The sequence below is a fragment of the Frankia casuarinae genome, assembly GCF_000013345.1.
Classification (GTDB): domain Bacteria; phylum Actinomycetota; class Actinomycetes; order Frankiales; family Frankiaceae; genus Frankia; species Frankia casuarinae.
In genome coordinates this window covers 4,804,457-4,816,961 of record NC_007777.1, presented here as the reverse complement: position 1 = coordinate 4,816,961, position 12,505 = coordinate 4,804,457, and the positions used below count along the sequence as shown (strand labels likewise).

The 12,505-nt window shown below is 64.9% G+C and carries 11 protein-coding genes and 3 pseudogenes; 5 read left to right on the top strand and 9 right to left on the bottom strand.

Annotation, left to right across the window (positions count from 1 at the left end; all coding sequences use genetic code 11):
* Nucleotides 1-156 precede the first annotated feature (156 nt).
* On the bottom strand, nt 157-666 hold the full coding sequence (locus FRANCCI3_RS20355; protein ID WP_011438399.1) for an ester cyclase: 510 nt from the start codon (nt 664-666) through the stop codon (nt 157-159).
* 268 nt (nt 667-934) lie between these two features.
* Nucleotides 935-1,777, bottom strand: coding sequence for an alpha/beta fold hydrolase (locus tag FRANCCI3_RS20350; protein ID WP_011438398.1), 843 nt, complete (start codon nt 1,775-1,777; stop codon nt 935-937).
* A gap of 76 nt (nt 1,778-1,853) precedes the next feature.
* Here FRANCCI3_RS20350 and FRANCCI3_RS20345 point away from each other — a divergent pair, with 76 nt between their 5' ends.
* On the top strand, nt 1,854-2,729 hold the full coding sequence (locus FRANCCI3_RS20345; protein WP_148214921.1) for a helix-turn-helix transcriptional regulator: 876 nt from the start codon (nt 1,854-1,856) through the stop codon (nt 2,727-2,729).
* A 171-nt stretch (nt 2,730-2,900) separates the two neighbouring features.
* Here the strand turns inward: FRANCCI3_RS20345 and FRANCCI3_RS20340 are convergent, their stop codons facing one another.
* A complete protein-coding gene (locus FRANCCI3_RS20340; RefSeq protein ID WP_011438396.1) occupies nt 2,901-4,610 on the bottom strand; it encodes an AMP-binding protein in 1,710 nt (569 codons plus the stop codon).
* A gap of 217 nt (nt 4,611-4,827) precedes the next feature.
* Here FRANCCI3_RS20340 and FRANCCI3_RS20335 point away from each other — a divergent pair, with 217 nt between their 5' ends.
* Nucleotides 4,828-5,691, top strand: a complete 864-nt coding sequence (locus FRANCCI3_RS20335; protein ID WP_023840038.1) for a LuxR C-terminal-related transcriptional regulator — start codon at nt 4,828-4,830, stop codon at nt 5,689-5,691.
* Between the two features lie 248 nt (nt 5,692-5,939).
* Here FRANCCI3_RS20335 and FRANCCI3_RS20330 read toward each other — a convergent pair whose 3' ends face one another.
* From FRANCCI3_RS20330 to FRANCCI3_RS29205, 3 genes and pseudogenes are all read right to left on the bottom strand, one after another.
* Nucleotides 5,940-6,566 (bottom strand): IS66 family transposase, encoded by a 627-nt coding sequence (locus FRANCCI3_RS20330; RefSeq protein ID WP_049760999.1) that lies wholly within the window; start codon nt 6,564-6,566, stop codon nt 5,940-5,942.
* A 134-nt stretch (nt 6,567-6,700) separates the two neighbouring features.
* A pseudogene (locus FRANCCI3_RS29210) lies at nt 6,701-6,904 on the bottom strand (IS66 family transposase); the annotation flags it as partial.
* A 107-nt stretch (nt 6,905-7,011) separates the two neighbouring features.
* Nucleotides 7,012-7,134 (bottom strand): annotated as a pseudogene (locus tag FRANCCI3_RS29205) (hypothetical protein); the annotation flags it as partial.
* A gap of 130 nt (nt 7,135-7,264) precedes the next feature.
* On the opposite strand from FRANCCI3_RS29205, the pseudogene FRANCCI3_RS26455 reads away from it, so the two are divergent.
* Nucleotides 7,265-7,414 (top strand): annotated as a pseudogene (locus FRANCCI3_RS26455) (hypothetical protein); the annotation flags it as partial.
* Between the two features lie 38 nt (nt 7,415-7,452).
* On the opposite strand, the gene gap reads toward FRANCCI3_RS26455, so the two are convergent.
* The gene (gene gap / locus FRANCCI3_RS20320; RefSeq protein WP_035909368.1) at nt 7,453-8,463 is read right to left on the bottom strand and encodes a type I glyceraldehyde-3-phosphate dehydrogenase; all 1,011 of its coding nucleotides are present in this window, start codon (nt 8,461-8,463) and stop codon (nt 7,453-7,455) included.
* A gap of 1,444 nt (nt 8,464-9,907) precedes the next feature.
* On the opposite strand from gap, the gene FRANCCI3_RS20315 reads away from it, so the two are divergent.
* Both FRANCCI3_RS20315 and FRANCCI3_RS20310 read left to right on the top strand, forming a co-directional pair.
* The gene (locus tag FRANCCI3_RS20315; RefSeq protein ID WP_035958624.1) at nt 9,908-10,597 is read left to right on the top strand and encodes a hypothetical protein; all 690 of its coding nucleotides are present in this window, start codon (nt 9,908-9,910) and stop codon (nt 10,595-10,597) included.
* Nucleotides 10,594-11,382, top strand: coding sequence for a hypothetical protein (locus tag FRANCCI3_RS20310; RefSeq protein WP_011438389.1), 789 nt, complete (start codon nt 10,594-10,596; stop codon nt 11,380-11,382). The genes FRANCCI3_RS20315 and FRANCCI3_RS20310 overlap by 4 nt, the downstream gene beginning before the upstream one ends.
* Before the next feature lie 143 nt (nt 11,383-11,525).
* Here FRANCCI3_RS20310 and FRANCCI3_RS20305 read toward each other — a convergent pair whose 3' ends face one another.
* Together FRANCCI3_RS20305 and FRANCCI3_RS20300 are read right to left on the bottom strand one after the other, a co-directional pair.
* The gene (locus FRANCCI3_RS20305) at nt 11,526-12,080 is read right to left on the bottom strand and encodes an ImmA/IrrE family metallo-endopeptidase (RefSeq protein WP_035958634.1); all 555 of its coding nucleotides are present in this window, start codon (nt 12,078-12,080) and stop codon (nt 11,526-11,528) included.
* A 30-nt stretch (nt 12,081-12,110) separates the two neighbouring features.
* Nucleotides 12,111-12,485 carry a helix-turn-helix domain-containing protein gene (locus FRANCCI3_RS20300; RefSeq protein WP_011438387.1) on the bottom strand — a complete coding sequence of 125 codons (375 nt, stop codon included), beginning with the start codon at nt 12,483-12,485 and terminating at the stop codon, nt 12,111-12,113.
* Nucleotides 12,486-12,505 lie beyond the last annotated feature (20 nt).

Sequence of the window (12,505 nt, the reverse complement as noted above, 5' to 3'; positions counted from 1 at the left end):
GACACTGTGGATATGCGAGATCTCGCCCGGCCGGTAGGTGGTCAGCCGCCAGGGCGCGCCTGCGCGTTTTGTTGTCCTCGGCGGCCTTCCCTGCCTGTGCAGGACAGGGCAACGCCGCCGCCCGTTACGACGGCGCGCCCTGTCCGTGGATGTGGGTTATGCGATGGTTGCGCGGATGGGTTCGCGGTCGGTCAGGCCAACTCCGCCGCGGGGGGCGTCGGCCTCCCCCTTCATCTGGCGGAAGATCGAGTCGTTGTCCCAGTACGCGCGTTCGGCGATGAGCTTGCCGGGGTTGTCGTCGCTGAAGAGGTAGAGTGCGGCGATTTCGAAGCGAACCACATGGTTCTGTGGAGTGATACCGGCGAACTCGCTCCGATGCGTTCCGGTGACAGTCACCTCTCGCCAGGAATAGCCGGGGAGGTCGTATTCTCCGGTGACGGTGATGACGAAGTCTGGTAAGGCGACAGTGAGCGCCTCGTAGAAGTCTTGCACGCCCCGGATGCCTTCGTAATGGGTGCTCATTGGGACGACATCGTAGAAGGAACGCTCGTCACGCACGAAGGTGTCGTAGACCTTCTCCCACTCCTTGGCGTTCTCCTGGCGAATGTGCTCCTCGATGGTCGCACGTTGCAGAGCAATCCGCTCCTCGACGGTAATAGCGATCATGTTATTGATTCCCTTTCTGATTGGTGTTTACTTTTCCATCTTGGTTTCTAGCGGCCGTCCGTCTCCAGTACGAAGAAGACCCACGAAGAAGGCCATGAAGACGTCCTGATTGAAAGCGTCGACCGGGTACGGGCAGGTGCGGAACCGGTCGAATAAATGCCGTTCTTCAGGATGCGTACCCGCGTTCACCGGTGGGCCCTTACCTTCGCCCAACTTCGGTACGGCACGGCGTCCGCCACCATGCCGAATAATCGGGTGGATGCTGCGGTCAGCGCACGGCAGCAGTGGCAGATGAAAGGGTGCCGACGAACTCGGTGAGTTCGGTGTCGAAGCGTGTGGGGTTCTCCACGAACGGTATGTGCCCCACGCCGGGGTACGCGGTCACGGTCGCCGCGGCAATGATGGTGTCCAACTCGGCGAAGGCGGCCGGGATGATGACGGTGTCGTCGCTGCCGTAGATGATCCGGGTGGGGATGGTCAGTTCGGCGAGCACCTCATCGCCGTCGTCGACGCGCCCGAGGATCGCGGCCCGTACCCGCGGCGGTACCGCGAGGACGGCGCCGAGCAGTCGTTCGCGGGTGGCCTGATCCCAGTCCCCGGCGCGCAGTAGATCGACGAACGCGCCCGCAGCGGGAACCGCCTCGCCGAGGTCGGTCGAGGTCAGTCCACCGGCTGTCGCGAGAAAGTCCGGTCCCAACAGCGCCAGGGCGTCCGCGCTACCGATCTTGCGCAACGGGGACACCAACACCAGTCCGGACAGACCGGACTGTCCGTAGGTGCGTAGAAAGTCGGTAGCCACCAGACCGCCGTAGGACCACGCCACCAGAACCACCGGCCCCGGTCCGGCGAGCGAGATAACCGCCGCGAGGTCCTCGGCCCACGTGCGGCTGAGCGCGTAGGTGTCGTCCTCGGGTACATCCGAGCGGCCATGCCCACGAAGGTCGGGCGCCAGGATGCGGAACGAATTCTGGATCCGCGCAACGAGCGGGTCCCACACGCCCGCGTTCAGCGACAGGCCGTGGACCAGCACGACGGTGGGCGCCTTTTCCGGGCTGTGCTCGAGGACTCGTAGTCGTGCCCCCGCGGCCCCGGTAACGATATGCTCTTTCATGGATTTCACCTTGGACTAGAATGTGACCGGCACCACTACAATGATTGTCGTGAAGGTCCGCCTCAATGCCACTTAGGTGGCATTGAAAATCTTGGCGGCGAGTGATATGGTGATTCGTTCGGAAGTGGCGTCTCTCCGGGTGGGTAACGTCGCGCTGGACGCATGTTTGCTGGAGGCCATCGTGGAGCTGGAAGCTGCGGACTACCGCCGCACTCTCGCGGTGATCAACGACTGTGTCGGTGCGACCGAGTCACCGTCCTTCCGTAGCGTCGTCCTCGACGCGTTCTCGGCGCACCTTGGCTACGAGCACCTCACCTTCTCCCTCGGCCGCCACCCGTCATTGCAGCTGGAATTGAGCGAGCCCCGCACTCGTGGCATCCTTCCCGAGCTCATGGCACGCTACCTGGACAGGTATGCCGGTCGAGATGTCTTCGCGCACAAGTTCGCTCGTCAACTGATGCAGGAATACGGCCAGGCCGTGCTCCCGCAACTGGCAGAGATGGCCCTCGGCAACGACAGATGCGGAGAATTCCTCGAGGATTTCTTGCCGCAAAACGACATCAGTGACAAGATCCTCGTCTGGCTGGATACCTCGCTGCCCGTTCACGGTTACATCGGAGTCGTCGCGACGGGCGGGCGCACCTTCGATCATAGAGATCACGAACTCCTGCGGGGACTTCGGCCGACGTTGTCGTACCTGCTGCGCAGCCATCTCGAACATCAGGTCGCGCCGGCGGGAATAGTCTTGTCGATCCGCGAGCACGAAATCGCCCGCTACGTTGCCGATGGATGGCCCAACAGATTGATCGCTCGGGAGCTCGGGATCTCGGAGTGGACCGTCAAACGTCACATCACCCATGTGCTCGCCAAGTGCGGCGTGCGGTCACGTACCGAGCTGGCCATCATGTGGCAGTCCGGCAGACGCGGAACCGACGCCGCGGAGCTCCTCTGACCGATCTGACCAGATATCGGAAGCCCAGGTCATGCTTGCGGGCGCCCTCATTCGCCCCTCATAACCGAGTCGCCTGAGCGCCACCGGGCTCACCGCTGCCGAACTGGACGACCCCCGGAACGGGGCACGCACTCCAGCGCGCCCCATCCACGGCCCGTGGTGTCTGGTCGATCAGTCGGCCTTACGGCTGGTCAGCCTGGGAAAGTCGGTGTCGCGGTACTCCATGCTGAGGCGGGTGCCCGCGGCTTCGCTCTCCCTGCTGCGCAGCTCGACGCGCCGGATCTTGCCGGAGATCGTTTTGGGTAGGTCGTAGAACTCCAGCCGCCGGACGCGCAGGTAGGGGGCAAGGTTTTCGCGGGCGTGACGGAGGATCGCCTCCGCTGTCTCGCGGTTCGGCTCCCATCCCGGAGCAAGTGCGATGTAGGCCTTCGGCACGGCCAGGCGTACCTCGTCGGGTGCGGGCACGACGGCTGCCTCGAGCACAGCCGGGTGTTCGACGAGGACGCTTTCCAGTTCGAAGGGGGACACCTTGTAGTCCGAGGCCTTGAACACGTCGTCGGTACGGCCGATGTAGGTGAGGTAGCCGTCCTCGTCGAGGGATGCGACGTCACCGGTGTGGTAGTAGCCGCCGGCCAGTACTTCCGCGTTGCGTTCGGGGTCGCCACGGTAACTGGTCATTAGCGCGAGCGGGTGCGCGGCCAGATCGAGGCACAGCTCTCCCTCAGTGCTGGAGCGCTGGCCGCTCACCGGGTCGACCAGGACCGTGGGCACGCCCGGCAGCGGACGGCCCATCGACCCCGGCTTGACGGCGGCGCCAGGTGAGTTGCCGACCTGGGCGGTCGTCTCGGTTTGGCCGAACCCGTCGCGCAGGGTCAGGCCCCAGTGGGCGCGGACCTGGTCGATGACCTCCGGATTGAGGGGTTCACCGGCCGACAGCACCTCGCGCAGCGCGCCGGGCCCGCCGGAAAGATCGACCTTGATGAGCATGCGCCACACGGTCGGCGGCGCGCACATCGTGGTTACGCCAGCCCGGCGGAGCTGCGCCAGCAGCTTGGCGGGGTCGAACGTGCCGTAGTTGTAGACGAAGATCGTTGCTTCGGCGATCCACGGCACGAAAAACGAGCTCCACGCGTGCTTTGCCCAGCCAGGGGAACTGATGTTGAGATGCACGTCACCGGGTTGCACCCCGGTCCAGTACAGGGTGGACAGGTGCCCGACCGGATAGGACACCTGGCTGTGCTCGACGAGTTTGGGCCGGCTGGTGGTTCCGGAGGTGAAGTAGAACAGCAGCGGATCGGTGGGGGCGGTACGGGATTCGAACCGGTGCACCTCGGTGACGCCGTTGGCCTCGGTGTAGGGGCGCCAGCCGGCGGCCTCGCCACCTACAATGACACCGTTCAGGTTTTTCAGCTTGACCTTCACCGCGTCGGCGGCATTGGCGATCACGCAGGTGGCGCCGCCGCGTTCGATCCGGTCGGCGAGGTCCGTCGGACCGATCGCGGTAGTGGTGGGTATGATTACCGCGCCCAGCTTCATGAGCGCCAGCATCGACTCCCAGAGCTCCACCTGGTTGCCGAGCATGAGGATCACCGGATCGCCCTTGCCGATGCCTAACCCGGCAAGCCAGGTCGCTACCCGGTCCGAGCGACGGGCCATCTCGTCATAGGTGCACCGACGTTCCGAACCATCCTCTTCCACGATCCACAGCGCCACCCGGTCGTTGTTCCGGGCGATTGGGTCAAACCAGTCGATGGCCCAGTTGAACTGGCCTTCGAACCGTGGCCAGCGGAACTCCTCCAGCGCCTTGCCGTAGTCCGTGCGCAAGTTGATCAGAAGATCGCGGGCAGTGCGGTAGGTCTCGGTCGCGGCAGTCGACGTCATCGGCAAACTCCTTCCAACACCGCACAGAGTCGTGCCGAGCCGCCCCCGCCGGCCACCCCCGAAAGTTGGTAGCAGGCGGGGATGGCCACGGGGTGGTAGCGGAGGTAGCCGCGTGATGGTCGCGTGATGGTCACGGGGATGGCCGGTCGACGGCTTGCCTCGGCCGGGTTACTGTGACGTGCACAACATGGCGGTGTGCGCAATGAGGACGGACGCGATGAGTGACACCCGATTACTTCGTCCAGACGACCGCGCGGCCTTGCGGGCCGAGCTGCGCACCATCATCCGGCAGGGCGGAGTCCCGGTGGCATTCGCCGGTGAGGTGGGTGGCAACCGCTTGCGCCTGACGGAGTTCCTGGGCACTCGCACCACCGGCCTGCACAATCTGGAGGTCTGTCCCGGCACGGGACTGGGCGGCCGGGTGATCCTGCAGGGCCGCCCGGTCGGGGTGACCGACTACGCCAGCGCGCGGAGCATCACGCATGACTACGACCGGCCCGTCCTCCGCGAAGGTCTCGCCTCGTTACTCGCGGTTCCCGTTCACGCTGGTGGCCGTTGCCGTGCCGTCCTCTACGGCGCGGTGCGCCAGCCCGCCGCGTTGGGCGACCGGATACGGGACGAGATCGTTGCCGCGGGCCGGCGGCTCGTCCACGAGCTCACCATCCGCGACGAAGTCGATCATCGGTTGGCGATGGCCGAGTCGCTCGCGGCCGTCAGACAGCTCGAGCCCGCGCACGCCGCCACGCTCGAGGAACTTCGTTCGGTGCACTCCGAACTGAGGGCCATCGCGGGAGCCATGTCCGATTCGGCGCTCCAGCGCAGGATCTACGCGGCCGCACAACGTCTCGTCGCCGTCGGCGAGAGCGGGCCGGGAAAGAATTCCAAGGTACGCCTGTCCACCCGTGAGACCGATGTCCTCGCCCAGGTCGCGCTTGGCTGCACCAATGCCGAGGTCGCAAACCGGCTTTCGCTCTCCCGCGAAACGGTCAAGGCATACCTGCAATCCGCCATGCGGAAACTGGACGCGGGCACACGCTACGAAGCCGTCGTCCGCGCCCGCAAGGCGATGCTGATCCCCTGAAATTACCCTGACTTCGCCCGGCGGGGACTTCCGCCCACGGAGAGCCGTGCCCGGTCTTCGTCGCTGAGCTGTTCGGGGCTCTCGTGGGCGTCGTGATGCGCCGAGAACCGCGTCGAGGGTCGGGCCGCCAAGTCGTAAGCATTCACCTGGTTTAGGGATCTTGCTGTAGGTGGCGGTTCGTGGGCGTGGCTGTGGGCCGTGCAGGCGGGGCCGGCGCGGCGGGATCGGTGGGATCGGTGGGGTGCCCGTCAGGTGGGGGCGACGGCGGGTGGTGGCATCCAGGGGGTGCCGCGGAACGCGAGCCGTAGGGCGTGCAGGGCGGAGACGCTGTGTTTGCGGGTGGTGGACAGGTAGCTGGCGATCTGGAGGCGGCAGGCGGCCACGGCCGCGGAGGTGAGCCGTCCGGAGATCTTCTGCTGGGTCTTGAACGGCCGTAGGTCGCCTTCGGACTGGTTGTTCGTCGGCCACACGTCGAGGTCGAAGACGAACCGGAGCATGTCGTCTTGGCGGTCGCGCAGGCACTCGAGTAGGCAGCGGCCGACCGGCTGCTTCGCGCCCTTCTCGGCCGCGGGGACATCCCTGAGCCCGACGCGGACCGCGCCGCGGTACTCGGCGACCAGCGGGTCGCGCAGCGCGGCGGGGACCTCGGCCAGCACGGCCGCGCGGGCGAGGTTGGCCTGGTGGACCAGGCCCCGCAACGCCTGCTGGAGCTGGACCGGCCACACCGCCTCCGGGTAGGTCTCGACGGCGTCCTGGAGGTCACGCAGCAGATGGCTGACACAGAGTTGGTGCAGGAAACCGACGAACTCCTCGGCGTCGTAGAGGGCGTAACGGTCGTGGACGACGACCCCGAGCATCCGGCCGAGCAGGAACACCCAGAAACTCGCCTTGTCGCGCCGCCCAGCATGAACAGCGTGAACAGCAGCGTCGACGCGGACAGCACGTAGCGCTTCTCGCCCTTCGGCCCGACCTTCAGCGGGGTCTCGTCGAACCCGACGACCTTCTCCGCGGCGATCCGCTGTTCGATCGCGTCGACCGGCTCGGCGACCACGTCCGCGCCCAGGGCCAGCAGCGAGCGCAGCCAGCCCGCCGAGACCTCCCCCCCCACACACACACACAGCTCGGCGATCGCCTCCCTGGCCCGCTCGACCGGCAGGTGCTGGCGGACCAGGAAGTACAGCGCGAGCGCACGCAACTCCGGCCCGTAAGACACCGGCGCCCCGGACACCCCGCCGGGCCGGGCGGCTTCCGCCCCGGGATCGCGTCGTCCGTGGACGGCGACAACGACGAGTTCCGCGAGTTCCGCGACACCTTCCGCTCCAGGTCAGCGACCTTCGCCGTCAGCTTCGCGATCTCCCTGGCCTGTGTCGCCACCGTCGCCCGCAACTCGGCGATCAACTCCGCCTGCGCGCGGACGAGGGCGATCAGCCCCTCGATCGGCATCTCCTCCGGCGGCGGCACCCCACCACATCACCACACGCACCAGATCCGATGCGCCACACATCAGCCAACAGGCGGACCCGGAACGAGCGCCAACCACTCACAGCAACATCAACAATGAAGCTGAATGTTTACGATCGGGACGACCACCACCCGCACCGGGCTGACCGTGCACGCCAAGCTCGACCCCGGTACCCATCCCACCGGCGTCGTCGTGCCCGACGAGGTCATGCCGACGTTGCCGTTGACCGCGCATGGCTGGCACGGCGTTCCTCACCCGCCAGGACGGCTGACTCACTGTGGCCCCCCTGCCCAGTTCCGTCATGCAGTCGCGCCGCCGACCAACTGGGTTGTGTCTATAAGGCGGTTGGAGAATCCCCACTCGTTGTCGTACCAGCCGAAGATGTGTACGTGGCGCCCCTCGATAACCTGCGTGAGCAGGGAGTCGAAGATGCATGACGCCGGATCCTTGACGATATCCGCGGAAACGACCGGGTCTGCAGTGTAGCGCAGGATTCGTGCAAGTTCACCGTCCGCCGCCTTGCGGAAAAGCGAGTTGACCTCCTCCACCGTCGTCTCACGGTCCACCCGGACGGTCAGGTCGGTCAGCGAGCCAACGGGAACAGGAACCCGCACCGAGTACCCGTCGAGCTTGCCCTTCAGGTTTGGGAGCACGAGGCCGATCGCACTGGCGGCATTGGTGGTGGTCGGGATGGTGCTGAGGTTGGCCGCACGGGCGCGCCGGGGGTCGGGGTGCGGGCCGTCCTGCAGGTTCTGATCCTGCGTGTAGGCGTGGATCGTGGTCATGGTGCCGCACTCGATGCCGAGCCCGTCATCGAGCACCCGGGCCATGGGAGCCAGGCAGTTCGTCGTGCACGAAGCGTTGGAGACGACCGTGTGCTTCTGGGGGTCGTACAGGTCATCGTTGATACCGATGACGAGGGTGAGATCCGCGTTCTTTGCCGCAGCAGAGACGACCACCTTCGAGGCGCCGGCATCAATATGCGCCCGGGCCTTGGCCGCGTCGTTGAACACGCCCGTCGACTCGATGACAACGTCGACTCCGAGGCGGCGCCACGGCAGCTGTGCCGGGTCGCGTTCGCTGAGAACCTCGACCACGGTGTCCCCGACCCTGAGCGATGAGCCCTCCGCCGCGACCTGCTGCGGCAGCGGCCCGTACACGCTGTCGTACTTCAGCAGGTCCGCCAGACTCTGCGCGCTGGTCAGGTCGTTGACCGCGGCCACGCGGATGTCGGCACCGGAAGTGAGCAGCGCACGGAAGTAGCTACGGCCGATACGGCCGAAGCCATTGATTCCCACAGTGATTGTCATGATTCCCATTCTGATTACTAGGAGCCTCGCAGCATAGGTGTCATACTTTCGGTAAGTGTCGATATATCCCTCACATAAAAAGATCGAGGCGGTTAGACTCCTGCGAACTCGGCGAGCGAATCAAAGCCGGCCGCACACATGACTGCTTTTTCTGTTCAAAGCTCACAGCATCGGCGGATCATTCTGATCCCGTCGCCTGGCGAGCATCTCCGCCGTATCCTTACGGACGCATCCTAGAAATAGGGCGTGACACTCCAATGGTTCGCTGCCAGTTTCCTCGATTGCAAGTCTGAAGAACTCACCCTGTCAGGCTTCCACAGCACTCCAATGCTTGGCTTGATAGAATACTTAGCTATGCCCATCCCCCGAGGGTTTACCTCTTCCCTATACAGCTATAACTGTTCCCGTAACTGTGCGCATCTCTCCAGGGCAACATGTCACCTGCACAAGTCCGCCGGCCGGTACTACACGCAATGCGCACACCGCCAGGCTCGCCGTCGACGCGGATGCTGCAGTTCGCCGAGATGAAGATCTGACCACAGGTCAGATCAAACAACTTCGAATCATGGCAGTCAAGTCGGCACGCAGCCTCAGCAGGCCAGCGCACCTGGTGTGAATCCAGTCACATGCAGGATTTGGTAACAGGGTTCCCCGATCCGAAGGATCGTTGCGTGGCGCAGCATTGACAGTGGGTGATCACGGAGAGGTTGCCGGGGTTGCTGTTGCGCTAGCCTCGGACTTTCGCCGGATTGATCTTCTGTTGGTGGAGATAAGCGGGAAAGTGCTTCTGAGCAGGGAGGATCGTGCTTGCTGAGGGCCCGATCGATCCCGTATCGAGGCTCGCCTTCGCGGCGGGCCAGGGCGAGTCCCAAGCATGGATGGTTTCTCTCGTCAGTCCAGGATCTGGAGATGTTCGCCAGTTCGCCGATGCAGACGTCGGTGTTGTACCAGGTCAGCAGCCTGTCGATCATCTCCTGGATAGGGGCTCGGTCTTCCCGGCGGTGTGGGCGACGACGAGGGTGTTGACCTCATGGAGCAGATCAATCAGCCGGCTCCCCCACTTCTGGGCGCCCGGCGTGAACTCGCCCTTTAACCTCCGACTGTCACGTTGCGTGATACCTACTGGTGTTGTGGGGTGGTTCGGCGTGTCCTCGTGACGTGGAACGATCTTCGGAAGATCTTGCTCTCGCCAAAGAAGCCGTGATCGAACCGAAGGTCATGATGGGCAGTGTGCAGGACGAACCAGGACGCGTCGAGGCTCTGGGGAGGCTGTGTCGCTTCCGGCCGGAGTTCTACGACTGGCGGGGTCAAAGGCAAGCATGGCGACGAGTTCGCTTACTACGTCTGCGGTGGCCGTCATCAGGGCAGAAAGTGCAGCTTGCCGTATCTGCCCGCCCATCACGTGGAAGACAACGTTGTCCGTGGCTGGCCCCTATGGGTGCGGATGCACGAGGTTGACGCCGAAGCGGCAGAGGTCGCCCTCCAAGACAAGTTGAACCTTGGGAGCGCGGACCGCGCGGAGACCCGGCAACGGGCTGCCCGCCAGATGAAGGTCTTGGATGACCAACGGCGCAAGCTTGTCCAGATGGCCTATGCCGACGCCATCCCACTCGACCTCCTGAAGACGGAGCAAGACCGCATCGGCCGGGAGCAGCTGGCCGCCCAGCGGGCTCTTGCCCAAGCCGAAACCGAGCACGAAGACATCTCCGAGACCTTCCGTCAGGCCGTCACCCTGATGCGCCTGGGCCCTGCGATCTACCAGCAGGCCACCCCGGAGATCCGGCGGATGTTGAACCGGGCCTTTTTGGTGCGCATTGAACTTGATGTAAAAGAGACCGGCACGATGCTGGCCCAGCCCTGGGCATCCATGGAACGTGTGGTACGTCACACACGGGAGTTGCGGCTCGCGGATATGGCCGACGTGACATGTATCACAGAAGGGTCGGGACTGGGCCCATCCGAGGGCCCAGAAACGACGGACCCCGGCCATGAAGATCATGACCGGGGTTCGAGTATGAATCCTTTGGTGGACCTAACGCACCACAATAAGAACCGTCTGATCTTGGTTCAGGGCCCCGAGATCACCGTCCGACCGGTCTCCACAAGGCTCCTGGCCAGGGACGACGCCCCGTGAGCACCCAGCCAGCAACCTCGCCAGCCGGATCGAACACACGTTCCGTAGACCTGGTGGGTCCGAACGGCACCGCCCGCATGGTGACCGTGATCGTCGGTACTGTCGTCGGGCTCACCTTCCTCTTCGGACTCGGCAACGTCGCCGCACTCGGCATCCGTCTGGGAGTCCCGACCTACGTCGCCATCCTCGTGGCGCCGGCAGTTGATCTTTCTGTCGTCGGGCTCCTCCTCGGCGCACGCCACCTCACCCTGCACGGCGGACCCGCCGACGTCATCCGCGCCGCACGACGCCTACTGATCTTCGCCAGCACGGTCACGCTCGCCCTGAACATCACCGAACCCCTCATCACCGGCCACTACGGCAAAGCCGCCTTCGATGCTGTCGGCCCCCTCCTCCTTATCGGATGGGCAGAAGTCGGACCCGGCCTCCTCCACGCCATCCAGACCACCGCCCCACCCCGGAGCCTCTACCCCGCGGCCGAAGCCAAGGATGCCGACCAGCCGCAGACATCGGTAACGCCACCGTCGATCGCCCAGAGCCAACGGAAACCAGCAGATGCCACATCACGTCAGACCGAGCGGGACGCACGCCGGCAGGACCTCCTCCACCGCGCCCGCGCCGAAGACGTCCTCCACTGGCAACACCACCACCGCCCCATCTCCGCCGAAACCCTCCGCAAGCGGCTTAACGTCGGCACGGGCACCGCACGCAACCTGGTCACTCAGCTGCGCCGAGACACTGGAGCCGCCGTCGACGACCGGCCACCACAGCCACCCACCTCGTGACGGCGAAGGCGACGCGACATCTCGGCCGGGCGACCGGCACATTCGAACATCCACATGAGCCGTACGACGGGCACGATGGTCAGGGCGGCTGCGACACGGCCGTCAGGCCGGCCAACTCAGATGTTTTGCAGCGAGGATCGACCTCAGGAGGTCCCGTTCTGGCGCGCGAGAGAACGTTGTGCGTAGACGCGTGGCCCCGACATCCTCCACTGCGCAAACTGGGAACTGACGTCGTAGAGGGCTCCGACCTCCTCGTTGGTGAGCCTTTTGAAGGCTGCCTGTTTCGCCGCTTGCTCCGAGATGAGGAGTTCGCGAGCGAGAAACTGGGCCTCCTTCTCCTTCTTCTCATCCGTGAAGCAGGTGGTGTCGTCCGTGAGAAGAAGGGTGTCGAACTCGTGTTCAAGGAGAAGGTGCGAGATCTCGTGGGCGAGGTTCGAGCGACGCCGCACCTCCTCGTGTGCCGCGTTCTCGATGATCATCCGGTTGGAGCCCGCGGCGACGAGGGCCGCCGACCACTTCGTTCGCCGGGTGACGGTGAAGTGCGCGATCGCCGCTTCGGAGCACTGGCCGCGGTGGTCTCCTAGTTCTTGCAGTGGGTAGACGGGGACTCGGTACTCCTCCGCGATCCGGTAAGGGTCGAGTCGGTCGAAGGATCCGATGCCCATTTCGACGCGGATTTCGGCGGCGAGCGCCCTCATCTTGGCCTGATTCCAGCCTGGACGTGCCACTTATGTCTCCCGCGCGTCCCGATCGGCGTTGAAGCGGCGCACGGCGGACCCGATGATCTCTTGTAGGTGTCGGACATCTTCGGCGTCGAGGTCCTTGCGCGCCCGTAGAAGCGGGGCTAGTTCGGCGACCAGTTCAGGCTGTGGGCGCTCGTCGTCGCCGTCGTCAAGCATAAACCTCTCTGCGGGCATCCCCAGCCAGCGGGTCATCGCGACGAAGGCGTCCACCTCGGGCTTGTGGCCGTTGGCGAGCCGCGTCATCGTCGACGGGCTCACCTCGATCTCCTTGGCCAGCTGCCTCCAGGACAGGCCCCGTGCCGTGCGCGCTGCGTCGAGCGCGCCGTACAGCCCGTTGACGTCCACGCGGGTCTTGGCCATCACGACCCTCTCATCCTCAT